This is a genomic window from Vibrio sp. QJM3NY_27, assembly GCF_057785955.1.
Window position 1 is genome coordinate 766,284 of the sequence record NZ_CM173511.1, and the last position, 23,700, is coordinate 789,983.

Sequence of the window (23,700 nt, forward strand, 5' to 3'; positions counted from 1 at the left end):
AGTGATGCTGCAAGGATAGCGAGGCATTAAATGAAAGCAATAAAAAATGGCACCGGAGGGTGCCATTTAGGAAACTTTCTTAGAAGTTCAATTAGAACTTGTAAGTTACGTCGAAGTAGTGAGCTACACCTGAAGAGTCACTTTCTGCTGAACCTGGGCCAAATGCTGGTTCACCATCTTCAAAGCCGTATACATTATGGTACAGTTTTAGACCGTAACCAACTGCATAGCGATCATTGTGCCAGTAGATGCCGTTGAACATGGCACCACCATTACTCGCTTGAGAGTATTCATCTTCCATACCAAATTGGTAATCGACGTAACCTTGATAAGAGATGAATGAACCGTTCTCGAAGAAGAAGAATGGTTTGAACCAGTTGGTGGAGATTTGGAAACCGTTCCAATCTCTATGATTTAGGTCGTACGTACCGTAAAGGTTTAAACCCATTTTACCGAACCATGGAACCATTACATCAGAACCTAGACCTATTTTCTGTAGACCTTCAAAAGATCCACCATAAATATTCATTTCATTGGCTACGTATAATTCTTGTACAGGACCGAAAGAAAGGTCTTTACCCGTTAAGCCGTCAATAGACATGCGTGGGGCAATTTTAGCAAACAGGTTGTCAGAACCTGATTTATCGCTGCTTGGGTTACCTGTTGGGTTGAAGAAATCAACGTAACCATAAAGATCCCAGATTCCAGAACGACCGCCAAACTCCATCTCGATGTAATCGTGGTCAGATTCTTCACCAGGACCTTTTTCGCCAATTACATACATGTAGTTGAACTGCATCCATTTATAATCGTTCTTGTGAGTATCGCCGTCAGAATAATCCGCTGCCATTACCGGAGCAGAAGCTGCTGCAAGTAGGCCAAGAGTTAAAAGTGATTTACGCATAATGGAACTCTCTATGTTTAAAATAAGTAACCCGCTAATCCGTGCGTGTTTGTATGTCCGAATGCCGAGCATAATAGCGATTTTGTTCTCAAATAAAAGTGAGACAGAGTGAAAACTATAATTATTATGGTGAGGTTGATCACACTAACGATCTAAATGATGGAACTTTAAGATGGCAATGCATCTTGATGCACCCATGTTTCTATTGATTTTGTGAAATTAGATTATTTTGTGGATAAATCGGTGAAATACTGCGCTAAGCAAACGATTCTACTAAATAGAGTGACATGCATATCAAAATCAACAGTATTCCTTTCTAATAGTTTTCTCTTTAAAAATGACTCATTCAAACCTCCTTTCAATCTTGTCTTTGATCTATTTTTGACCAACTGCGTAGTGATGTTGGAATCAATTGATGAACAACTCATGTGATGACTGACTAGGAATTTCAACCTAGCTACTTTTTGAATCACGGAGAATTAAAGACAGTTCACTGCACTAGATTTTGAGACAATTTTTAAAGATTAGTTATTGGACTAATCATTTGTGTGACGAACTGGTCTAACTTTTTTGGAGAGAAGACCGATGAAATATTCACCATTACTCGCTGTTGCGTTGTCAGCCCTGTTCATTGTTGGGTGTGATGATGACGATGAACCAACAACTCAACTACAAGCTGTACATGCATCGCCAGATGCTCCGTTGGCTAATGTCTTAGTAAATAGTCAGGCTCGTTGGAGCGGTGTCGATTATGCTCAAGCATCCGGATATGCCTCAGTAGATGAAGGTCAAACCACCCTGCAAGTAGATGCCCAACTCCCAGGTGACGCAGTAGCGACTGTGATTCCGCCAAGCCAATTCGATTTGAGCGGTGATCTAGATTACACCGTAATGGTGGTCGGCGATGCTGATGGTTCTAATAACCCGGTTGAGGCGTTAGTTGTTACAAGGCCTGCTGAGGGAACGGCAACAAGTTCAAGTTTAGATGTGCAAGTTGTTCACGCGGCAACAGGGGTTGGAGATGTGAACTTATACGTAACGGCACCGAATGATCCATTGGGCGCTCCGCTTGGCACTCTCGGTTATAAAGACTTTACTGACGTACTCAATATTCCCGCAGGACAATATCGTGTGAGACTTGAAACGGTAAGTGGCAGTGCTATTGCTTTTGACTCTGGAGAAATCACTCTGTCTGGCGGTAGTGAGCTAACCATAGCGGCGGTGCCAAGAGCTGACTCCAATAGCGCTTCACCGGTAAAATTGATGGTGATGGACGGAACTGGATCATCTTTAATCTACGATATGGCAGAAAAGGCAGAAGTGAGAGTGGGGCATTTGGTTGATGGTGCACCTGATGTCGATGTGTTCGTTAACGCTACTAAGTTTGCTCCTCTTGATGCTCTGATGTTTAAAGAGATTCGCGGCTTCCTAGACTTGGCTGCAGGTAGTTTCGATATTGATATTTATGAAACTGCAACGACGACTCCAACATTTATCGATGTTGATGGTTTAGCTGTATTTGCCGGAATGGATTACAGCATTTATGCAGTGGGTACGGTAAGTCCACGCAATTTGGAACCACTAGTTGTCCCTGAAAACCGTCGCCCGGTTGCGACCAGTGCGGTGTTAAACATTACTCATGCGGCGGCAAACCCAGTTGCAGCATCGGTTGATATTTACTTGACTGAGAACGTGGGAATCTCTGGTAGCACTCCGGCACTAAGTGATGTGAAGTTCAAAGATTACGCGAATGGTATTTATGTGGCAGCGGGATCTTACTACGTGACGATTACTGTAGCAGGAGACCCAACTACTGTTGCCATTGACTCTGCGCCTGCAACTTTGGCTAACGGAGTTGTGTATCAAGTCGTCGCGATTGATGACTCGACGGGAACCGGTTTTAACTTAATCGTAAGTGATACAACAGATTAGCGTTTAAGTCTCTGCTGGCAGAAAGTAAAAGAGGGTAGCACTGAGCTACCCTCTTCTCTTCTACTCTTATTCGTGGTTGTTTTTGGCTTTTTCTAATAAATCAGTGAAAAAGTGGCGTAACGAGTAGAGCATGATCAAACTTGGAATCACCATTAATGACGTTAGTATAAAGAAGGTTGACCAATCATTGAGGAAGTCGACCAGCTCACCGCTAAATGAAGCCAGAGTTGTACGACCGAAATTTCCCAATGATGCTAGCAAGGCGTATTGCGTTGCCGAGAAAGCTTGCCCAGTTAGTAGCGTTAAGAAGGAAACGAATGCCACTGTCGAAAAGGCGGTTGTGAAGTTATCGACAATAATCGTTGCAAGGAATAAGTTTTCATTGGGTCCTACTTGAGCAATCCATGCAAACATTAGGTTGCTGGCTGCCATTGCTACGCCGCCAATCATTAGCCCACGTACAATACCAAATTTCACATTGAAGACACTGCCTAGCAAGGTGAAGAATATTGTTGCACCCCAACCAATTAACTTGGAGTAGTGGCCGATTTGTTCATTGCTAAAGCCGATCTCTTTATAGAAGGGAATCGACATTCTGCCTAAGAAGGCTTCACCTATCTTAAACAGGAATACGAACAGCAGAAGCGTAATAGCAACTTGAACACCGTTTCGCTTAAAGAAATCGTAGAAAGGTTCCAACACTGTAACGCTTAGCCAGGCCACAACTTTAGAGCCCACAACTTTATTATGGCGCTGTTGTGCTTCTTTTTGTAATGCTTCACGTTGTGTTGTTGGTTCTCCGACAAACAGGGTGAATAGCATCAGAATGATAACGACACCGGCCATACCGTAATAAACACCATTCCAACCTATGGTATCGGCATTGATAAATGCGAGATAACCAGGAAGAGAGTAGCCTGTCCACCATCCCATCACTGCCATTGCGGATGCTTGCGGTAATTTGGTAGATTCAGATTTAGGAAATGAATCAATACGGAAGGCATCAATGGCTATATCTTGGGTTGCCGACGCAATCGCAATTCCGAGAGCCAACATTGAGGTGAACATCAAGTCATTGGCAGGGTTCACCCCGGCAATGAACAGCGTGCAGATCAATACAAAGCTTTGGCATAGAAATATCCAACTGCGTCGTTGACCCAATATCGCATGTAGAATCGGCAGTTTGACTCGGTCTACCAGTGGTGCCCAAAGAAAGTTAATGGCATAGACGGCAAATACACTACCGAAATAACCGATAGCAGCACGAGTTAATCCTGCATCTTTTAGCCAGCCTGACATGTTAGAGCCGATAAGAACCCAAGGAAAGCCACTCGAACAACCCAACATAAACACCCAAAGTAGGCGTTTATCTAGGTAGCTACGGAAAGTCTGCATCCAAGAAAGAGAGGGAGTGCCAGATGACATGGGGCGTCCTTGTATAGAAAAACGCCCTTAAGAGGTTAAGGGCGCTGTATGAGATTACTTAAGAAGTGTTACTTTGTTGATGATGATAGGGTCGACTGGAATATCGGACATGCGGCCCATTCGCTTAGTCGGAATGGTTGCCATCTTTTGTACGACATCAAACCCTTCAGTTACCGTGCCAAAAACAGCGTAGCCCGGGTTACCACCTTTTGCATTCAAGAAGTCGTTATCCGAAAAGTTGATAAAGAACTGACGAGTCGCAGAATCTGGCGCATTAGTGCGAGCCATTGCTATCGTTGCTGTATCATTCTTTAGACCGTTACTGCCTTCATTTTTGATAGGAGCATAAGTTGCTTGTTGATTCATATCTTGGTCAAAGCCACCACCTTGAGCCATGAAGCCAGGAATTACTCGGTGGAAGATAGTGCCTTCGTAGCTGCCGTCTGCGACATATTTAAGGAAATTATCAACACTAACCGGTGCTTGCTCTTGGTTCAGCTCGATAGTGAAGTCGCCTAATGTTGTCTCTACGTTCACTTTAGGGCCAGCCCAAACGCTTACGCTAACCAGCATTAATGCGATAGAAGTTAGAATGCGGCTCATTAGAAACGTTCCTTCATGTAGTTTTGTAGTTCAGGGTCGTTCGCGATTTCAGTAAGAACCAAGTTGATCACATCGTTTAGAACCATTGAAATGTCGTCGTTTGAAGCGCTTAATGCTCCGGTACGAGTTGCAGTGCCGTTGAATGTTTTTACCAGCTTACCTTCAGGTGTCTCAGCGGTAACTTCAAGTGTGACTTTACCGTCCATTTGGTTTTCCATAATGGTGTGTTCTACGGTAACAAGTGCTTCTTGAATCTCTAAAACAATTGAGTTTTCACTGTTTACGCTTGCGCGGAAACCTTGGGATTCCAGTTGTTTTGCTAATGCGTCCTCTAGAGAAATACGCATGTTCTGTTTAGCGTGAATCGGCTGGATATTTGAACGGCCACTATCAACTAATGCTACGTACTGAGCTGCACGAACATCTTTACTGGTTAGTGTGTATGTTTTGCCTTGTACAAGGTTGCTTGAGCTTAGCGAAGCTTCTGGCATTACATTGATCTGTTCTTGCTGAGGGGCTGAACATGCTGTTAAAGCCATAATAGAGGCAGCCAAAATCAGTTTTTTCATTCCTTTATCCTTTCTAAATTCACACCAGAAGCTCGGTATTTTAAATTCTTATGAAGCAGTCTACTGCCTATTTATTAAAATTAGCAGGTTCTCTTGTTGCCTGTAATATCTCAAATTTTTGGTTCAACTCAAGCGTTTCGACGTTCGCTTCACCAAATAATCTTGCTAGTTTGACATCGTATCCGAGGTGGCGGTTGCCAATAACAATTAATTTGCCTCCATTGCTTAGAACATGCTTTGCATCACAGAACATTTGCCATGCAATGTGGTCTGTAATCGCTTGTTGCTGGTGGAACGGAGGATTACACATAACTAAGTAAGTGCTGTTCTTCTTGAAGCCATCTAAACAGTTGTTGGCGATGAACTGGAAGTTGCCTTCTTCACCAAGGTTATCCTTGACGTTTTGGCGCGCCGATTCCACCGCCATAAAGCTTTCATCCACACAGGTGATACGAGCTTGTGGGTTCAATTGCCCAGCTTTTACACTCAATACACCGTTGCCACAGCCTAAGTCGATAATATGACGTAGCTCAGGATCTTGAGGGATGTGCTCTAGCATATAACGAGCGCCTTGATCGAGTGCTTCCCCTGAGTAAACATTTGGTAAATTTTTCAGGCGGATATCTTCACCGTCTACGTCCCATTCAACATAAGGTTCTACTGTTTGAATCGGTTGGCAGTTTGGAGAAGAGAACACAAGACGATGCTTTTTCTTAGCCAGAGAGGTTTTGGTTTCACCCAGATATTTTTCAAACAGGTTCAGTGTTGAAGTGTGAATCTCTTTTACTTTATTCACACCAATCACTTGGCAACCTTCAGGTAATGCTTGGCGCAACTGGCTCAATTGCCATATTAGGTGGCGGTTGGTTTTTGGCAATTGCATGATCACAAGGTCGATACCGTGTGGGATATCATCCATCGTGTTCAAGAAGTTCACTCGGTTACTTTGATTGCGCTGTAAGTTTTTTAGCGTTCCGCGATGAGAAATGAAAGAGTCACTCATCATGGTCACGTCATGATCTTTGGAGAACCAAGCGGATAGGGCACCAAAACTGTCGTTCATGATCAGGATGTGTTTACCAGGTTCAAGGTTCATCTCTTCAACATGGCTAATCAGATATTCGTCGCCGGCATCCCAAGCTTGAAGGGTTTCATTTGAACGGTTGGGGAAACGATTTAGGGTTAAAGTTCTATCGTGAAGGGTAAGTTCAGTTTTCATTGCTTGAGATACTTATGTAAGAAATAACAAAGATATTGTCTCAAATGCAGCCTGAACAAGATATAAAAAACTCGACTAAACCCCTCGAGTCAGCGATGAAATACTCAGACAGTCGGTTAGTTAGGGTTTATACTGGAGCGACAGATAATGCCAATACGCTATTTAAGGAATCACGATGATCCAAGAAGTTATCGAAACAAAATTGCACAATGAGTTTTCACCAAGTCATTTAAACGTGGTGAATGAGAGCTATATGCACAATGTTCCGGCTGGTTCTGAGAGTCATTTTAAAGTGATTGTTGTCAGCGATGTGTTTGAAGGTTTGCGTCTTATTGCTCGTCATAGAGCGGTGAATAAAGCACTATCAGAAGAGTTAGCGAATAATATTCACGCACTATCCATTCACACTTATACAAAAGATGAATGGATGAAGCAGCTAAATAACGTGCCAGATAGCCCGATGTGTATGGGTGGTGGTAAGTAAGATAATTAACCCATATAGAAGAGGCGGCTAGACCGCCTCTTTTGTCTCAAAATCTATCTGTTTTCTGTTGTTATATCACTCAAGCTGATGGTAAATTGACCTAGCGAAAATACCTACAATGAGTAATGTTTTTATTAACAGTGTTTCAACATAACACGTAAAATATTAGTTTGTGACAGAGTATTAATCTCTTGTTTAAAACACGTTCTAAAAGCCATTCTATCTGTGCGGCTCGTCAAATTTATACATATTTGAGAGTCCATATGCTTCAAATCTCACCAAATAAAGGCCGTATTCAAGTTATTGGTCATGGCATCAAGTTGTCAAAAAATGCTAGAATATGGCACCTGATAAATCTCACATAATTCTTGTGATGAGTTTATTAATGTATTGTTGCGATTTTGGTATCTCAAATTTACCAAAACCGGACACTGTAATGTCGTGTCTAAGGGCGATTTTAAAACGTCCTGAATTTACGCAATTAAAAGAATCTTTTTCCCGATAAAGTAGTGCAAGTGCGTATGATTACAATAAAGAAGGGTTTGGATCTTCCTATCGCAGGAACTCCATCCCAGGTGATTAATGATGGTAAGTCCATCACTAAAGTCGCCTTGCTTGGCGAAGAGTACGTTGGTATGCGTCCTACGATGCATGCTCGCGTTGGTGATGAAGTGAAGAAAGGCCAAGTTCTTTTTGCAGATAAAAAGAACCCAGGTGTTGTATTTACTTCTCCAGCAAGCGGTAAAGTTATTGAAGTGAACCGTGGTGCTAAGCGTGTTCTTCAATCAGTAGTGATTGAAGTAGCAGGCAATGAGCAAATCACGTTCAATAGCTATGAAGCTAACCAACTAGTAGGCCTTGACCGTGAAACGGTTAAAGCTCAATTAGTTGAGTCTGGCGCATGGACCGCTTTGCGAACTCGTCCGTTCAGCAAGGTTCCAGCAGTTGATTCTGAAACTCAGGCTATTTTCGTTACTGCTATGGATACTAATCCGCTAGCAGCTGAGCCAGAATTAATCATTAACGAGCACTCTGATGCTTTCGTTGCTGGTTTAGATCTTCTTTCAACTCTGACTAACGGTAAAGTGTACGTTTGTAAAAAAGGTACTAGCTTACCTCGTTCAGCTCAGTCAAACGTTGAAGAACATGTTTTTGATGGCCCACACCCTGCAGGTCTTGCAGGCACGCATATGCATTACCTGTATCCGGTAAATGCACAAAATGTAGCGTGGAGCATTAACTACCAAGACGTGATCGCATTCGGTAAGCTTTTCCTTACTGGTGAGATTTACTCTGAGCGCGTTGTTTCTCTGGCTGGTCCAGTAGTTAACAACCCTCGTCTAGTTCGTACTCAAATTGGTGCTAGCCTTGAAGAGTTGACGGACAGCGAGTTGATGCCAGGTGAAGTTCGCCTGATCTCAGGTTCAGTGCTATCTGGTGTTCACGCTTCAGGTCCACATGCTTACCTTGGCCGTTACCATCAACAAGTTTCGGTTCTTCGTGAAGGTCGTGATAAAGAGCTATTCGGCTGGGCTATGCCTGGTAAGAACAAGTTCTCTGTTACTCGTTCATTCCTTGGTCACGTGTTTAAAGGTCAGTTGTTCAACATGACAACGACAACGAACGGTAGCGATCGCTCTATGGTTCCAATTGGTAACTACGAGAAAGTAATGCCATTAGATATGGAGCCTACTTTGCTGCTTCGCGATCTATGCGCTGGTGACGTTGATAGTGCACAAGCACTTGGTGCGCTAGAGCTAGATGAAGAAGATTTAGCACTGTGTACCTTTGTATGTCCTGGTAAGTACGAGTACGGTCAGTTACTTCGTGAATGCCTAGATACAATTGTGAAGGAAGGGTAATTTTCATGGGCCTTAAAAAGTTTATTGAAGACATCGAGCATCATTTTGAACCAGGTGGTAAACACGAAACGTGGTTTGCGCTTTACGAAGCAGCAGCAACACTTTTCTACACACCAGGTACTGTTACAAAGAAAAGCTCGCATGTCCGTGATAGCGTTGATTTAAAACGTATCATGATCATGGTTTGGCTTGCGGTATTCCCAGCAATGTTCTGGGGTATGTACAACGCAGGTGGTCAGGCTATCGCAGCACTAAACCACATGTATTCAGGTGCAGAACTAGTTTCTATCATTGATGGTAACTGGCACTACTGGCTAACCGAAATGCTTGGAGCCTCCTTAGGGGCCGATGCAGGTTGGGGCAGTAAGATGCTCTTGGGTGCGACTTACTTCTTACCTATCTACGCAACGGTATTTATCGTTGGTGGTTTCTGGGAAGTACTGTTCTGTATGGTGCGTAAGCACGAAGTCAACGAAGGTTTCTTTGTTACTTCTATCTTATTTGCGCTTATCGTTCCGCCAACGCTTCCTCTATGGCAAGCAGCACTAGGTATTACCTTTGGTGTTGTTGTTGCGAAAGAGATCTTCGGTGGTACGGGTCGTAACTTCTTGAACCCTGCTCTTGCTGGTCGTGCGTTCCTGTTCTTTGCATACCCTGCACAGATTTCAGGTGACGTAGTTTGGACTGCTGCAGATGGCTTCTCTGGTGCAACTGCTCTTAGCCAATGGGCTCAAGGCGGCGGTAGTGCACTAATGAACGTAACATCAGGTGAAGCAATCACTTGGATGGACGCATTCATTGGTAACATTCCAGGTTCTATCGGTGAAGTTTCAACGCTTGCACTTATGATTGGTGCAGCAATGATTGTTTACATGGGCATTGCTTCATGGCGCATCATTGCGGGTGTAATGATCGGTATGGTTGCAGTATCAACACTATTTAACGTGATTGGTTCTGACACTAATGCAATGTTCAGCATGCCTTGGCATTGGCACCTAGTTCTAGGTGGTTTCGCATTCGGTATGTTCTTCATGGCGACTGACCCAGTATCAGCTTCATTTACCAATAAAGGTAAGTGGTGGTACGGCATCCTAATCGGCGCAATGTGTGTAATGATTCGTGTAGTTAACCCTGCATACCCAGAAGGCATGATGCTTGCGATTCTATTCGCAAACCTATTTGCTCCTCTGTTTGACCACGTTGTAATCGAGAAGAACATTAAGCGGAGACTAGCGCGCTATGGCAAGTAATAACGATAGCATTAAAAAGACGCTGTTTGTTGTTATCGCATTGAGCCTAGTGTGCTCAATCATCGTTTCAACAGCTGCAGTTGTTCTTAAACCTAAGCAACAAGCTAACGCAGTTCTGGATCAGCAAACTAAGATCCTTGAAGTTGCGGGCATTGAACTTGCGGGTAATATCCCAGCACTGTACGCAGAGAACATCGAACCTCGTCTAGTCGATTTCGCTACTGGCGATTTCGTTGACGGCGACGCTGCTGCATACGACCAACGTAAAGCGGCAAAAGATCCTGCTCAGTCAATCAAGCTTTCAGCTGAAGATGACATCGCAAAGATCATTCGTCGTGCTAACACGGGTACGGTATACCTAGTGAAAGATGGCGCTGAAACTTCTAAAGTTATCATCCCTGTTCACGGTAACGGTCTATGGTCAATGATGTACGCATTCGTTGCGGTAGAAACTGATGGCAACACAGTTTCTGGTATCACTTACTACGAGCAAGGTGAAACTCCTGGACTTGGTGGTGAAGTTGAGAACCCAACTTGGCGCGCTCAATTCGTTGGTAAGAAATTATTCGACGAAAACCACAAACCTGCTATCCAGGTTGTTAAAGGTGGCGCTCCTCAAGGTTCTGAGCACGGTGTAGATGGCCTTTCTGGTGCAACACTGACCAGCGTTGGTGTTCAACATACATTTGACTTCTGGTTAGGTGATATGGGCTTTGGTCCGTTCCTAGCAAAAGTTCGTGACGGAGGTCTGAACTAATGTCTAGTGCAAAAGAAATTAAAAAGAGCATCTTAGCGCCTGTGTTGGATAACAACCCAATCGCGCTACAGGTTCTTGGTGTGTGTTCTGCTCTTGCGGTAACCACTAAGCTAGAAACTGCATTTGTTATGACTATCGCGGTAATGTTCGTTACTGCTCTGTCTAACTTCTTCGTTTCTTTGATCCGTAACCACATTCCTAACAGTGTGCGTATCATCGTTCAGATGGCAATTATCGCATCATTAGTAATCGTGGTAGACCAAGTGCTTAAAGCATACTTATACGATATCTCTAAGCAGCTATCTGTATTCGTTGGCCTAATCATTACTAACTGTATTGTAATGGGTCGTGCTGAAGCATTCGCAATGAAGTCTGCGCCAATCCCATCTTTCATCGATGGTCTTGGTAACGGTCTTGGTTACGGTTTCGTTCTTATCACTGTTGGTTTCTTCCGTGAGCTTCTAGGCTCTGGCAAACTATTTGGTATGGAAGTACTACCTCTAGTGAGCAACGGTGGTTGGTATCAGCCAAACGGCTTGATGCTTCTAGCACCTTCTGCATTCTTCCTAATTGGTTTCTTGATTTGGGCAATTCGTGTGTTCAAACCAGAACAAGTAGAAGCGAAGGGGTAAGGTAGTCATGGAACATTATATTAGTCTGCTAGTTAAATCGATTTTCATCGAAAACATGGCGCTTTCTTTCTTCCTAGGTATGTGTACATTCCTAGCGGTTTCTAAGAAAGTTAAAACTTCTTTTGGTCTTGGTGTTGCGGTAGTTGTAGTACTTACAATCGCTGTTCCTGTAAACAACCTTGTTTACACACACATCCTAAAAGAAAATGCACTTGTTGCCGGTGTCGATTTAAGTTTCCTTAACTTCATCGCATTCATCGGTGTTATCGCTGCACTTGTACAAATCCTAGAGATGGTTCTAGACCGTTTCTTCCCACCTTTGTACAACGCACTAGGTATCTTCCTTCCATTGATCACAGTTAACTGTGCAATCTTTGGTGGTGTATCTTTCATGGTAACTCGTGACTACAACTTTGCTGAATCTGTTGTTTACGGCTTCGGTTCTGGTGTGGGTTGGATGTTAGCTATCGTTGCTCTTGCGGGTATCCGTGAGAAGATGAAGTACTCTGACGTACCTCCAGGTCTACGTGGCCTTGGTATCACGTTCATTACTGTTGGTCTGATGGCGTTAGGCTTTATGTCTTTCTCTGGTGTTCAACTGTAGGGTAAGCACCCAGTAATAAGGAATAACAAATGCAAAGCATTATTCTTGGCGTAGCGATGTTTACCATTATTGTATTGGCTCTAGTACTAGTGATTCTTTTCGCTAAGTCTAAGCTAGTACCATCAGGTGACATCACTATTGCTGTAAACGGCGACCCTGAAAAGGCGATCGTTACTCAACCTGGTAGCAAGCTACTTGGTGCCCTAGCTGGCGCTGGTATCTTCGTATCGTCTGCTTGTGGTGGCGGTGGCTCTTGTGGTCAGTGTCGTGTAAAAGTTAAGTCTGGTGGTGGCGACATCCTACCAACTGAACTTGATCACATCACCAAAGGCGAAGCTCGCGAAGGCGAACGTCTTGCATGTCAAGTTGCTATGAAAACTGACATGGAGATTGAGCTAGACGAAGACATCTTTGGTGTTAAGAAGTGGGAATGTACAGTTATCTCTAATGATAACGAAGCTACTTTCATCAAAGAGCTAGCACTTGCTATCCCTGAAGGTGAAGAAGTTCCATTCCGCGCGGGTGGTTATATTCAGATTGAAGCTGAACCACATCACGTGAAATACGCAGATTACGATATTCCTGACGAATACCGTGGTGACTGGGATAAGTTCAACTTGTTCCGTTACGAGTCTATCGTTAAAGAGCATTCGATTCGTGCTTACTCTATGGCTTCATACCCAGAAGAGAAAGGCATCATCAAGCTTAACGTGCGTATCGCAACTCCGCCGCCAAATAACCCTGATGTAGCTCCTGGTGTGATGTCTTCATACATCTGGTCTCTTAAAGAAGGCGACAAATGTACTATTTCTGGTCCATTTGGTGAGTTCTTTGCTAAAGACACAGACAATGAAATGGTATTCATCGGTGGTGGTGCGGGCATGGCGCCAATGCGTTCACATATCTTCGACCAACTTAAGCGTCTTAACTCTACTCGTAAGATGTCTTACTGGTACGGTGCACGTTCTAAGCGTGAGATGTTCTACATTGAAGATTTCGATGGCCTAGCGGCTGCAAACGAGAACTTCGTGTGGCACTGTGCACTGTCTGATCCTCAACCAGAGGACAACTGGGATGGTTACACAGGTTTCATCCACAACGTATTGTACGAAAACTACCTGAAGGATCATGAAGCTCCTGAAGACTGTGAGTACTACATGTGTGGTCCACCAATGATGAACGCGGCTGTTATCGGCATGCTGAAAGATCTTGGTGTAGAAGATGAAAACATTCTACTAGATGACTTCGGTGGTTAATCCATTTAAGTGATTGATATTATGGCTGACTCTTACGAGTCAGCCATTTGTTTTTCTAAGACTACTCGTCACAACAAACTGGCTTATATAAGAAAGAGTAAGGCATTCAAAATACCTATTTTTTACTCTTATTTTTCCTTATATAAATCCTTAACCTTAAACAGGAGTAAGCAAGTGAGAATTTGGCTTGTTGCATTAACTTCTTTGATTTTTCTTGCGGGCTGTGATCAGGCAAGAGAGCAAGTGCATTTAAGTGGCCCTACAATGGGTACCAGTTACAATATTAAGTACATCAATGGTGATGAATTTCCTGAGTCTAACGAAGTTCATACCGAGATCGACCGTCTGCTTGAAGAAGTGAATGATCAAATGTCGACCTACCGTGAGGACTCAGAACTGAGCCGTTTTAACCAGCATCAAGGTGCCGATGCATTCGAAGTATCTGAACAAACAGCTATTGTTGTGAAAGAAGCGATTCGTTTGAACGGTCTTACTGAAGGTGCATTGGATGTTACGGTTGGACCATTAGTTAACCTTTGGGGTTTTGGTCCTGAAGCTCGTCCTGAAGTGGTTCCATCAGATGAAGAGCTTGCGGCTCGCAAGGCTAAGGTTGGTATTCATCACTTAAGCGTTGAAGGTAATAAGCTAAGCAAAGACTTGCCTAACTTGTATGTTGACCTTTCAACTATCGCAAAAGGTTGGGGTGTGGATGTCGTTGCTGATTACCTTGATTCAATTGGTATTCATAATTACATGGTTGAAGTAGGTGGTGAAATCCGCTTGAAGGGTTTAAACCGTGAAAGTGTGGGTTGGCGTATCGCCATAGAGAAGCCAACTGTCGACGAGCGCAACATTCAAGAGATCATCGAGCCGGGTGATATGGCGATCGCAACATCTGGTGACTACCGTAACTATTTTGAGCGCGATGGTGTTCGTTACTCACACATCATCAACCCTGAAACAGGCAAGCCGCTTCATCATAAAGTGGTTTCTGTAACCGTTTTAAACCCGTCTTCAATGACTGCAGATGGCTTATCTACAGGCCTTATGGTCTTAGGTGAAGTAAGAGGAATGGAAATCGCTAACCAGCATAACATCCCAGCGTTTATGGTGGTTAAAACAGCAGATGGCTTTAAAGAAATTGCTTCAGAAGCATTTAAGCCATACTTAGGTAAATAAGGTAAGCGAGAGAATTATGAATACATTTCTGATTACATTTGGTGTTTTTCTTGCAGTAATCGCAGCGATGTCTATTGGCTATATTATCCAAAAGAAAGTTGTGAAGGGTAGCTGTGGTGGCTTAGGTGCTGTTGGTATTGATAAAGTATGTAACTGTCCTGAACCTTGTGATGCGCGCAAAAAGCGTGAAGCACGTGAAGCGTACCGCGAAGAGAAACTGGCTGAGCGTCAGCAAAAAGAAGCTTCTTGGAATAAAGATCGTATTGCTTAATTGCGATTAGCAGCAATAACGATTAGGAGCGAAACCTGCTCCTCAAAAAACAAAGAGCCCAAGGTTAACACCTTGGGCTTTTCATTTTAAAGGCTGACTCGATTCGTGCTCTAGGAAAACAGGAGTTACTCATTAACGCGTTGAAGGTTATTACGAGCGCATATCAACTGGTTTCGACCTTGCTTTTTCGCGGTATAAAGTAGCTCGTCTGCTGCTTTGATTTGCTCGTCTAAAGAGCCTTCTTGGTCGGTCACGCCAATGCTCATGCTCACTTTAATCACATGTGAATCATGCTGCACTTCATGATTTTCAATTGCGACTCTCATCGACTCCAAGGTCTCTATAAAATCTTCAAATGGTTCGCATGACTGAATGCAAAACTCTTCGCCACCGAAGCGAGCCGCTAAATCATCTTTAAAGTGCTCTTTGATGATTTTACCAATCTCAATTAATACCGCGTCACCACCGTCGTGGCCGTAGGTATCATTCACCTTTTTAAAAAAGTCGATATCCATCATGGCGATACTGCGATGTTCGCAGCCTTTACATGTTTTATTGAATAGGTAGCGACGGTTCCAAAGTCCGGTCAGAGCATCCTCGTTTGCATGACGAAACAGCTCGTTGGTCGCTTCTTTCATGTCGAGTAATTGGTGAATACGGCAGAAAAATTCTTCTTGGTTAAATGGCTTATAAAGGAAGTCGTTGGCGCCAGCTTTAAGGAAGCGAGCAGTCATTGTGCGATCATCACTGCCAGATAGGCCGAGAATAGCGAGTTGATTACGATCGTGTTGGACTCGAATATCACGGGTCATCGAAATGCCATCTTTGTTCGGCATGTCATGGTCGGTAACGACAAAAGTGATATCAGGATCGTTTTGGAGGAGCTCTAGTGCTTGCTCTCCATCTTCCGCTTGAATCGTTTGAATATATTGATGCTCAAGAAGTTGGACGACATATCGACGAACCACAGCAGAATCATCAACAACTAAAGCTTTATGGTATCGGTTATTCGAGATTCGATTAACCAGAGGAAGTAAGTAACTAACTGACGACATGCTGTCTTTGAGGATGTAATCAAGCACACCTTTTGCGAGTACTTGCTCTCGAAGTGTGTTGTTGAACATGCCCGTGAGCACAATGATTTTTTGTTGATAGCCGAGTACCAAATCAATGATCTCACCATCTTGGCCATCGGGTAAGCAGTAATCGAGCACCGCACACAAGAAATCCGTCTCTTGCTCTAAGATAGCTTTGGCTTCTGCTACAGATTCAGCCAGTGAAACATCATAGCCATCATTTTTAAATTGCTGGTACAGGTAGTTTCTGAATGCACGACTGTCTTCTACTACTAGTATTTTCTCACTCAAAAGCTATCCCTACTTATAGACTAAATACTCCTTAACAATACTATCAGAATAGTAGGCGGCTATTGAAGAGAAACCTCTTGAGCTGGACTCCAGATCATTTTAAATCTAGGAATAATTGATTATACTGTTCATAGATACAGTTGTAAGGTTGAGTTATTCCTAAATGTGTAGTGCGGGCGAAGAGAAAGTTAGAAAAATAATCCATGTTGATATGGATTGTTTTTAAACTTGAGGGTGTTGCGCATTTGTAGCAGGTTGTAAGTAGACGGTTCTCTGCTACTGTTAAACTTTGAGGTATTGTCTTGTGTAGGAGAGTGTATGCAGAGAATCAGCGACAAAGTTTTTAATGGTCACTGGATTTATTTGGATGATTCTAATACACCTATACTCTTGCCTTCTTTGTATGCTCGCTATACAACTCATAAGGGTGTGTCTATAGAGTTGAAGTCAAAATTTGATCGAATTTTATCCAAAACTGAACACTGTTTTGAAGAAGTTGAAATAGGCACAAATGGACAATATGTACGATCTAATCAAATAGGATTATTTTTGGAGTGGGTTGAAGAACAAAATATTTCTGGAAGTCAATTATCCTTGACGAATCATACTGCAATGCCCAGTGAACTTATTAATAGCTACATTAACGATTACCTGATTTGTAGCCAAGGTAAGAGTGAGGTTGTTGTAAACAGAGCTGTTTACTCGTTAAGGAGTTACTACAACTGGTTGCATTATTTTTTTGGGAATGCCTATAAAAATATTTTTATATTCTCTTCTCACAGAGAACTAGCGAGATCTAACAATAAAGAAAACCTATTGGTTAAGTACCTCTTGCCGGCAACAAGAGAGTTGCTCTATCGTCGAGCCGCGACGTTGCTTGAAGAAGTTGTTTTACGAAATGGTGGGGAATTAGGTTGTAGGGCTAGTGAGAATAGAGGATTTTTATTGGAGGACTTCATAACCAATAAAAACAAACATAGCGGTCTTTTGACTTTGTTCTCCCAATTGGAAAAAAAAACAGAGAAGGATGAATTTGAATATCATTTGTCCTCCATATACACCAAAAATGGGCGCTCTAGAACATTATACATACCAAGAATATTATTGATTAAGATGAAACGTTATTATGATACAGAGAGGCCAGAAAGTGATTCTAATCACCTTTTTGTATCAAATTCTAATAATGGTTCCAAAGGTAACTGTATATCATCGAGATTTCCGTCAGATACATTTCATGCAATATTGAACGAAATGATTAAAGATATGAAAGATAAGCCCTATATGTATCGGGGATTTCAAACTCTTGAGAAAGGTGCTGTTTACCATCATTTACGGCACTCCTTTGGAACAGACATTTTTTACGAAGAGTGTAGGAAAAGGGGGAAGATTTATGATTCAATTACTACTGAATCTGCAGTTTATATTGAGACAGCAAGGCTCATGGGACATAAAGTAGATGCTAAATATGGTAACCAAACGACTAAAACCTACATACATTCGTGTGGGCATATAGATAGTTTATTAAAGGCGACCAATGAGGGATAAGAGGGTTGGCAACCCAAACCCAAACCCTGAGCGTGATGCCCCACGAGACAGTGATTATTACGAACAAAAGCTGCAAGCTGAGCTTCGTAGTAATCAGTCTATCAGAGAATCAATATACCCACTTAGCACGAGAACATTGATCATTAGATCTCGCAGTAGGCAAAAATTTTCTCCGCTAAAAATAATTATGACTGATAGCAAAAGCCCAGAGAAAGAAGCTTTATATAAGCTAGTTATTGCGGCGTATAATTATTCATTTTATGATAAATCAGCAGCTATATCGTCGGTCGATGTATTCTGTTCGGCAGTTCCTCGATTTATTGATTGGTTAAACGAGACAGAAATAGATAACCGTTATGATGTATTAAAGAATTATGAAGCATATCATTTCGATTTATTTGATAATCATGGCGGGTCTAGTGCCTTGCTCTCTATAAAAACTATATTTACACATGCATTAGATCGCTCAATAGAACTTTATGAGTATTTGACCTCAGAAGAGTTGCGGTACCTTCACGATTTGAGGAAGACGAGAGTTAGCCCGAATTTGAATAAGTCGCATAAGTCTTTAGCAACTTATTTTGGGGGGATCGATTGGTTAAGGCGGAGTGATGTAGGAATTGGAAGTGATTTATATAGTATATTAGCCTCTCCGAAACTTACGGTTCAATCGTTGAGTTTGAGTGCATCCAATATTATTCTTGAATTGTACAAGAGCAAGCTTGAATTACATAATTTTTTCAAACTTTTTGATTTTAAAGTTTCGGAATTTACTCTCCCTAAAGATTTATCTCATACAAAAAAAAGGGAGTTTGTTGGACTCTTACTATATAAAATTATTTCATTTTATCACAAATCAATAAACCCAAATCCAAGGTTATATGGTGCGTTAGAAATTGTTTTATTATCAACTGCAAATAGCTTTAAGTCATTTGAAAGAATTAAATTTTCTTTAATTTCTCAAGAATATTGTAATGATCTTTTTCTCAATAAGAATCGAGATAAAAAAAAGGTGAGTATTAGCTTTTGTGCAGATAACTTTTCACAAGTAGAGTCAGGTAACCTTTTTAGTTTGGAGGTACTGAGGGAGCTTAGTAAAAATGACTTCTCTTGTCCAACTACTGCTCTCGATGAGTTAATGTTTTCATGGCTGATGGCGTCTTTAACAGTCCAACCATATGATATCCCAAAACTAACCCATAACTCATTCCGCATGTTAAAAGTCGGTGGGGCAATAAGAGAAATTGAATGCAAGTACTTTAAGAGTCGAGCTAAAGTGTATTGTACTATTCGCTCATTATCGACTAAAACCCTTGAAGGTAAAGCTCTTGTTACTTATCTATCAATGAAAAAAGAAGGAAGCCCTCTGTGTGTAAGAAAGGCTCAATCCTCTATTTTGATGGGATTAAACTCATTAAATGGTAGCCTCTATGGTTTACTAACAACGAATTCCATACAAGTTAGCCTAATTAAACAACATTTAAAGCTAGATAATTTACCACTGGTCATTCCCAGAGCATTGGAAAAGTTACTTGGGAACGGGAAGTACATTTATAATTCTATATCTAATCCAGTTAGCACTTCAAATCGAGAAAGAACTCAGATAGTTAATAAATTTGGAACAACTTGTCCATCGGTGATTTTTGGTCTAAAAATGATAAAAAACAGTGCCGTACACGCATATAGTGATCCTTATACGCTCAATTACTTGGTAAATAGAAACTCCCACACTAATAGAACTGAAAAAGAAAATTACTTAAATAGTGAAAATGAGGCGTGGATAAATTCGTCAGGTCGTATTACCAGAGAGGTAATGTTAGATCTTATAAATAATGTTTTCGATTTGAATTTTGACAAATTGCCTCCGAACAATAGAGAAGAGGTAGTCGAGGAGTTTAATAGCGAGTTTATGGTCGTAACGGAAAATATTTCTTACCGATCCGAAGAGATGTTAGCAAGGCTTAAAGTCGTTACCGGTAAGAAGAAAGGGAAAATGAATGAAGTTGGTGTGTTTGTACACCAAGGTACTGATGATAATACCGGTTTCTCCCATTTGTATGTTATAGATAGCCCAATAACAGCATGGAAGATGAATAATTATTTACATGAATTTAAGAAAGATTATAAGAAGCTACTATCTAAAAAACCAGAATACTTCTATAAAACAGTATTACCTACAGTAGAGTGGATAGAGCATACTTTAAGTCAATTATCGAAAGATAGTCAAAAAATTGGATTGATAATGTTTGAAAAGTCTCTCAGGAACGGTGTGGTGGTGAGTGTATTTGGCTGATTATAAGGGGATTTATTATGGAGGTGAAGAAGCTTGATAGTCGTTATTGTGATTTTTGGGAAAGTGAAAATAAAAAACTGATAGCACATCCTGATTTTTTTGTTGGGAAAGGAACTCTTTTTGATGATGCAGTTTATTTTAATCATAAGACTGTTAAATCTGTAACTAAGATTGATTTTTCAATTTTAGACTGTCCTCATGTAAATCGTGATGTGGCAGCTACATTATGCCTTGATGGGCTCCGATATTCGCTTTCAGCGAAGGAGTACGGCAAGCTGTTTTTTGTTGCAGCTCTGCCCGAAAAAAATATCTATGGCGCTACAGCTATTCCGCAAATGATAGAGCATATTTTTGCTTTTCTAAATGCTTCACAGTACCAAATGATTGATTCAAGTAATATAGATGCATTCTGGGAGTCTTACTTAATCCAATCGGTAAATGAAAATGGTTTTTACAACCGGTTGTCACCCCCATCTTATAACGGGGCTATCAAGTTTTTGCCTCTAGCTAAAATTCGCAATCACCTTAAATCGTTAGGTGTTATTGGGGTTATTGATGAAAGCCTCACACAGAAAAAAATTGAGTCCAAACTTGATGATGTGTGCCGTTCTACTCTCAATATTACATTAAATGAATATCGAAAGGGAGGCAGCTTCAATTTCTTGGGGTTAGAGCTTGGTCAATACTACATTGACTACCTCAGGCAGAATTATCAGCAAGATTATCTCTACACAATCATTTATAAAAAGACCCTTACCTTCTTTATTTCAAAGTACGGCCTAACTAGAGAAAGAGATAAAGGCTTATACTCAAGACTCCTAGGTGTGATTGTATCTGCGATGAGCAGTTATGATTTACAAAGTAACACCATGATTACTAGAGGCGTTCGTCATAATGACCTTTTTAAGGAAGTAAAAGAATTTATCTATTCTCAGTATTTAGCTGAATTTGATAAAGCTATGTCACTAAATGAAAAATGCATAGAAGAATTGGCCTTGAAATTAGGTTTGGGGATGCGATTTGATGTCGTTGAAGTTATACGGATTTTAATGCTCCAGAAGTTCTATGATTTAGGCTGTCATAAATCACCGGAGGAAGTGTGGGCAGGGTATATATCTTCGCTCGAAAAGAGTTTTCTAGACATTCGAAACCTGACAGAAGTGCATGTTGATGAAGTGTATTCACAAATGGATGATATAACGGAGACCCAAAAGCTAAGTAAAATAGATTTTTTGAGAGATATAGTAGATTTTGGTAGTAGGATTCTAGAAAGAGGTACTAGACCTAATTATAGATCCTTTAGGGCTGAATTGAACAGAGTGTTTCACTCAATGCTTACGCTTGTTGCTGCTTGGTTGGGTTACAGAAAAAGTGAATTTGGCTTCCCACTTGACGCCATTCATATAGAAAGAAATCAAGATATTCTTGATAATTCGTATATTCCTTTTCGCTTTAAACTGAAATGGATTGTACCTAAAACTAATAAATCAACAAAAATCAACAGGGAAATTACTTCTCAGTGTTACCAAATCGCCGTTCAACTTAATGACGCATTTTCCCCTGTAGAAGGTGGCCCATGTCTGTACGAGCCTACATTCGTTAAGGAAAGAACAAACGAATCAGGGATGTTTATTGAAATGAGAGTGAAGTCCAACTGGGAGTTTTTCGTATTAAATTATCAGCCTTTTATTGATGCAATACAGCTAGATTCATTACATAAAAAAAATACGCTTGATGAGCGTGACATACAAGATTTAGAACAATTGAGTGCGCGTTATAGGGTTGGGAGTGCTAGTTACACGCATCTACTAACAACAGCTATTAAAGTAAGGCAAGACTGGGATAAAAGGTTACGTTTTACATCTTTTAAGTCCCCCAAAGCTCAACGAGAGCTGAAAGCGTCACTTGAATCTTATATTCAAACTGGTGAAGCAATTGATGAACAACATCAGAATTTGTTTGAAATTTATCTGTCAGATGTTACTAAGTCACTGCTTCGTTCTCGTTTCGTGGTACTAGACACCAAATCTATTTCAGATCTTATGAATGAGTTACTTGAAGGAGTTCGTTACCCATCCTGTCATTCTTTACGGCATGTATGGGCCGAGGCCGTATTAACTCGCTACCAAGGAGATGTCGGAGCTGTTATTCAGCATCAATTTTGTCATCTAGATAACTCTTTTTTTATGGCTTACCTTAGAGATAAGGATGCACGTGGTCTAATTAAGGTAGCAAGGCAGCGTTATCTTAATTCTATAGTTGAAATGCTACTGCTTGATGCTGATAAGATTGGAGAAGAGTATCTTGGAGGTTTTGCAAGGTACGTAAAAAAAGCCAAGAGTTTAACAAAAGCGATTTCTGAAAGTGAAGTTAAAGCGTTAAGAGAAACGATTAACCGTCGTATTATTACCATTGAGCCAAGTCCTTTTGCTATTTGTGTCCCTAGGGAAGGTAGTGAGAAGCGTGCGAAATGTGCCAAGTTTGGTAGCATAAACCCGCAGGACGCTAAGCCAGAGTTTTGTCTTCATTGTGTAAATTCAGTTATTACAAAAGGTCATATTCGCGGGATTTGGGAAGCAATTCAACCGATGGTCAAAGAGGCTCTCAATAAGGATGCATTGGGATTTATGTTAGAAAATCACCTTCCAACACTCCGTTCCGGCTACAAGAGAATCAGAGAGTTGCAGGCAACTGCTCCAAATAAAGAACAAGTGGGACAGATATTGAGTGCTATTGAAAATTCGATAAGTGCTATTGAGTCTAAATTGGAACAAGATAGGTTGAATTATGGATAAGACAGACTTTGATTTAGATGAACTGATGAGTGAGGAATTTCTTGATGACCTTGATAAGGTTAGTGCTCGGACTGAGGTTCTTATTAAACCTGACTGGGTTGTCGGTAATGAGAGTCATACAAGTTATAGGTCCTGGGAAATGATCTTGGAACTTAAAAAAGAAAAAGAAAAGAACATTAAAAACTATGGAAAGATTGCCAATGAAAAAACTCCTAAATCACTATATCAAATAACAAAATCTGAAGTGGCTAAAAGTTTGGGAGTCAGTGCACAAAGCATTTTTAGAATGTCAAAATTTAGCCCTATGATTCTGGGCTTTTTTGATGAAACCAATTCTGATTTGTTAAAGTCTTATGGAAAAGAGCAGTTAAAACAAAGACGCAGACAAATGAACACAGGTATTAGAGCTAAGAAAAAAGACTTAATCGTTAAGATTCATCAAAATATCGATAAAGAACTGAGTGAGTTGAAAGCTAAAACGACAAAAGATGTTCTTGATTTAGCTGTTGATAAAATACCTTTGGATTTGAAAGTGAAGCTTGGGTTGTAACTTCCTATTTAGCTAAGTTAACTTTATTTTAATGCGCCCATCAACGTTACGTTATCAAGCGAGGTGGTCAAGGAAATAGACTTAAAAGCCCTATAAGCATGTCTTGTACTGACATCGTACATGCAAATGAAGTGCTGAAATTCTACTTCAGAGAGTATTTTTCCGGAAAGTTAAAAGTAAGACACGTTTTATGATAAGTGAGC

General features: G+C 41.2%; 20 protein-coding genes. 14 read left to right on the forward strand and 6 right to left on the reverse strand.

The genetic code is table 11. The features are described from left to right. Nucleotides 1–91 precede the first annotated feature (91 nt). The gene (locus tag AC3CIA_RS03405) at nt 92–904 is read right to left on the reverse strand and encodes a nucleoside-specific channel-forming Tsx family protein (protein WP_171311479.1); all 813 of its coding nucleotides are present in this window, start codon (nt 902–904) and stop codon (nt 92–94) included. A gap of 585 nt (nt 905–1,489) precedes the next feature. Between AC3CIA_RS03405 and AC3CIA_RS03410 the strand changes: the two genes are divergently transcribed. Continuing rightward, nucleotides 1,490–2,836 carry a DUF4397 domain-containing protein gene (locus AC3CIA_RS03410; protein ID WP_171311481.1) on the forward strand — a complete coding sequence of 449 codons (1,347 nt, stop codon included), beginning with the start codon at nt 1,490–1,492 and terminating at the stop codon, nt 2,834–2,836. A gap of 66 nt (nt 2,837–2,902) precedes the next feature. Here AC3CIA_RS03410 and AC3CIA_RS03415 read toward each other — a convergent pair whose 3' ends face one another. The 4 genes from AC3CIA_RS03415 to AC3CIA_RS03430 all read right to left on the reverse strand — a co-directional run bounded on the left by AC3CIA_RS03415 (nt 2,903) and on the right by AC3CIA_RS03430 (nt 6,652). Beyond that, entirely contained in the window at nt 2,903–4,261 is a 1,359-nt protein-coding gene (locus tag AC3CIA_RS03415) for an AmpG family muropeptide MFS transporter (RefSeq protein ID WP_017079927.1), read from the reverse strand. Between the two features lie 54 nt (nt 4,262–4,315). After that, nucleotides 4,316–4,864 (reverse strand): peptidylprolyl isomerase, encoded by a 549-nt coding sequence (locus AC3CIA_RS03420; protein ID WP_054548043.1) that lies wholly within the window; start codon nt 4,862–4,864, stop codon nt 4,316–4,318. Next, a complete protein-coding gene (locus tag AC3CIA_RS03425) occupies nt 4,864–5,433 on the reverse strand; it encodes a YajG family lipoprotein (protein ID WP_017074206.1) in 570 nt (189 codons plus the stop codon). The genes AC3CIA_RS03420 and AC3CIA_RS03425 overlap by 1 nt, the downstream gene beginning before the upstream one ends. Before the next feature lie 67 nt (nt 5,434–5,500). Beyond that, on the reverse strand, nt 5,501–6,652 hold the full coding sequence (locus tag AC3CIA_RS03430) for a methyltransferase (protein ID WP_004735205.1): 1,152 nt from the start codon (nt 6,650–6,652) through the stop codon (nt 5,501–5,503). 175 nt (nt 6,653–6,827) lie between these two features. On the opposite strand from AC3CIA_RS03430, the gene bolA reads away from it, so the two are divergent. The 9 genes from bolA (at nt 6,828) to nqrM (ending at nt 14,947) form a co-directional block, all read left to right on the forward strand. Then, nucleotides 6,828–7,136, forward strand: coding sequence for a transcriptional regulator BolA (gene bolA / locus AC3CIA_RS03435; RefSeq protein WP_017079929.1), 309 nt, complete (start codon nt 6,828–6,830; stop codon nt 7,134–7,136). Between the two features lie 521 nt (nt 7,137–7,657). Further along, nucleotides 7,658–8,998 (forward strand): Na(+)-translocating NADH-quinone reductase subunit A, encoded by a 1,341-nt coding sequence (locus tag AC3CIA_RS03440; protein ID WP_488518514.1) that lies wholly within the window; start codon nt 7,658–7,660, stop codon nt 8,996–8,998. A 5-nt stretch (nt 8,999–9,003) separates the two neighbouring features. Continuing rightward, nucleotides 9,004–10,248, forward strand: a complete 1,245-nt coding sequence (locus AC3CIA_RS03445) for an NADH:ubiquinone reductase (Na(+)-transporting) subunit B (RefSeq protein ID WP_004735208.1) — start codon at nt 9,004–9,006, stop codon at nt 10,246–10,248. Beyond that, entirely contained in the window at nt 10,238–11,005 is a 768-nt protein-coding gene (locus AC3CIA_RS03450; RefSeq protein WP_004735209.1) for a Na(+)-translocating NADH-quinone reductase subunit C, read from the forward strand. Before AC3CIA_RS03445 ends, AC3CIA_RS03450 begins: the two co-directional genes overlap by 11 nt. Then, entirely contained in the window at nt 11,005–11,637 is a 633-nt protein-coding gene (locus AC3CIA_RS03455) for an NADH:ubiquinone reductase (Na(+)-transporting) subunit D (protein ID WP_004735210.1), read from the forward strand. The genes AC3CIA_RS03450 and AC3CIA_RS03455 overlap by 1 nt, the downstream gene beginning before the upstream one ends. A gap of 7 nt (nt 11,638–11,644) precedes the next feature. Continuing rightward, nucleotides 11,645–12,241 carry an NADH:ubiquinone reductase (Na(+)-transporting) subunit E gene (gene nqrE, locus AC3CIA_RS03460; RefSeq protein WP_004735211.1) on the forward strand — a complete coding sequence of 199 codons (597 nt, stop codon included), beginning with the start codon at nt 11,645–11,647 and terminating at the stop codon, nt 12,239–12,241. Between the two features lie 29 nt (nt 12,242–12,270). After that, entirely contained in the window at nt 12,271–13,497 is a 1,227-nt protein-coding gene (gene nqrF, locus AC3CIA_RS03465) for an NADH:ubiquinone reductase (Na(+)-transporting) subunit F (RefSeq protein WP_004735212.1), read from the forward strand. 174 nt (nt 13,498–13,671) lie between these two features. Continuing rightward, a complete protein-coding gene (locus AC3CIA_RS03470) occupies nt 13,672–14,676 on the forward strand; it encodes an FAD:protein FMN transferase (RefSeq protein ID WP_146457511.1) in 1,005 nt (334 codons plus the stop codon). 16 nt (nt 14,677–14,692) lie between these two features. Then, on the forward strand, nt 14,693–14,947 hold the full coding sequence (gene nqrM, locus AC3CIA_RS03475) for a (Na+)-NQR maturation NqrM (RefSeq protein ID WP_004735214.1): 255 nt from the start codon (nt 14,693–14,695) through the stop codon (nt 14,945–14,947). Between the two features lie 125 nt (nt 14,948–15,072). Here the strand turns inward: nqrM and AC3CIA_RS03480 are convergent, their stop codons facing one another. Continuing rightward, nucleotides 15,073–16,314: a diguanylate cyclase gene (locus AC3CIA_RS03480; protein WP_054548041.1), complete on the reverse strand. Its 1,242-nt coding sequence runs from the start codon at nt 16,312–16,314 to the stop codon at nt 15,073–15,075. 318 nt (nt 16,315–16,632) lie between these two features. On the opposite strand from AC3CIA_RS03480, the gene AC3CIA_RS03485 reads away from it, so the two are divergent. From AC3CIA_RS03485 to AC3CIA_RS03500, 4 genes are read left to right on the forward strand one after another with little or no spacing between them, the layout of a single operon-like run. Then, a complete protein-coding gene (locus tag AC3CIA_RS03485) occupies nt 16,633–17,859 on the forward strand; it encodes a site-specific integrase (protein ID WP_372137098.1) in 1,227 nt (408 codons plus the stop codon). Beyond that, nucleotides 17,849–20,152: a hypothetical protein gene (locus AC3CIA_RS03490; RefSeq protein ID WP_488518515.1), complete on the forward strand. Its 2,304-nt coding sequence runs from the start codon at nt 17,849–17,851 to the stop codon at nt 20,150–20,152. The genes AC3CIA_RS03485 and AC3CIA_RS03490 overlap by 11 nt, the downstream gene beginning before the upstream one ends. 17 nt (nt 20,153–20,169) lie before the next feature. Continuing rightward, the gene (locus AC3CIA_RS03495; protein WP_488518516.1) at nt 20,170–22,947 is read left to right on the forward strand and encodes a hypothetical protein; all 2,778 of its coding nucleotides are present in this window, start codon (nt 20,170–20,172) and stop codon (nt 22,945–22,947) included. Further along, entirely contained in the window at nt 22,940–23,497 is a 558-nt protein-coding gene (locus AC3CIA_RS03500) for a hypothetical protein (protein ID WP_488518517.1), read from the forward strand. Before AC3CIA_RS03495 ends, AC3CIA_RS03500 begins: the two co-directional genes overlap by 8 nt. Nucleotides 23,498–23,700: the final 203 nt, after the last annotated feature.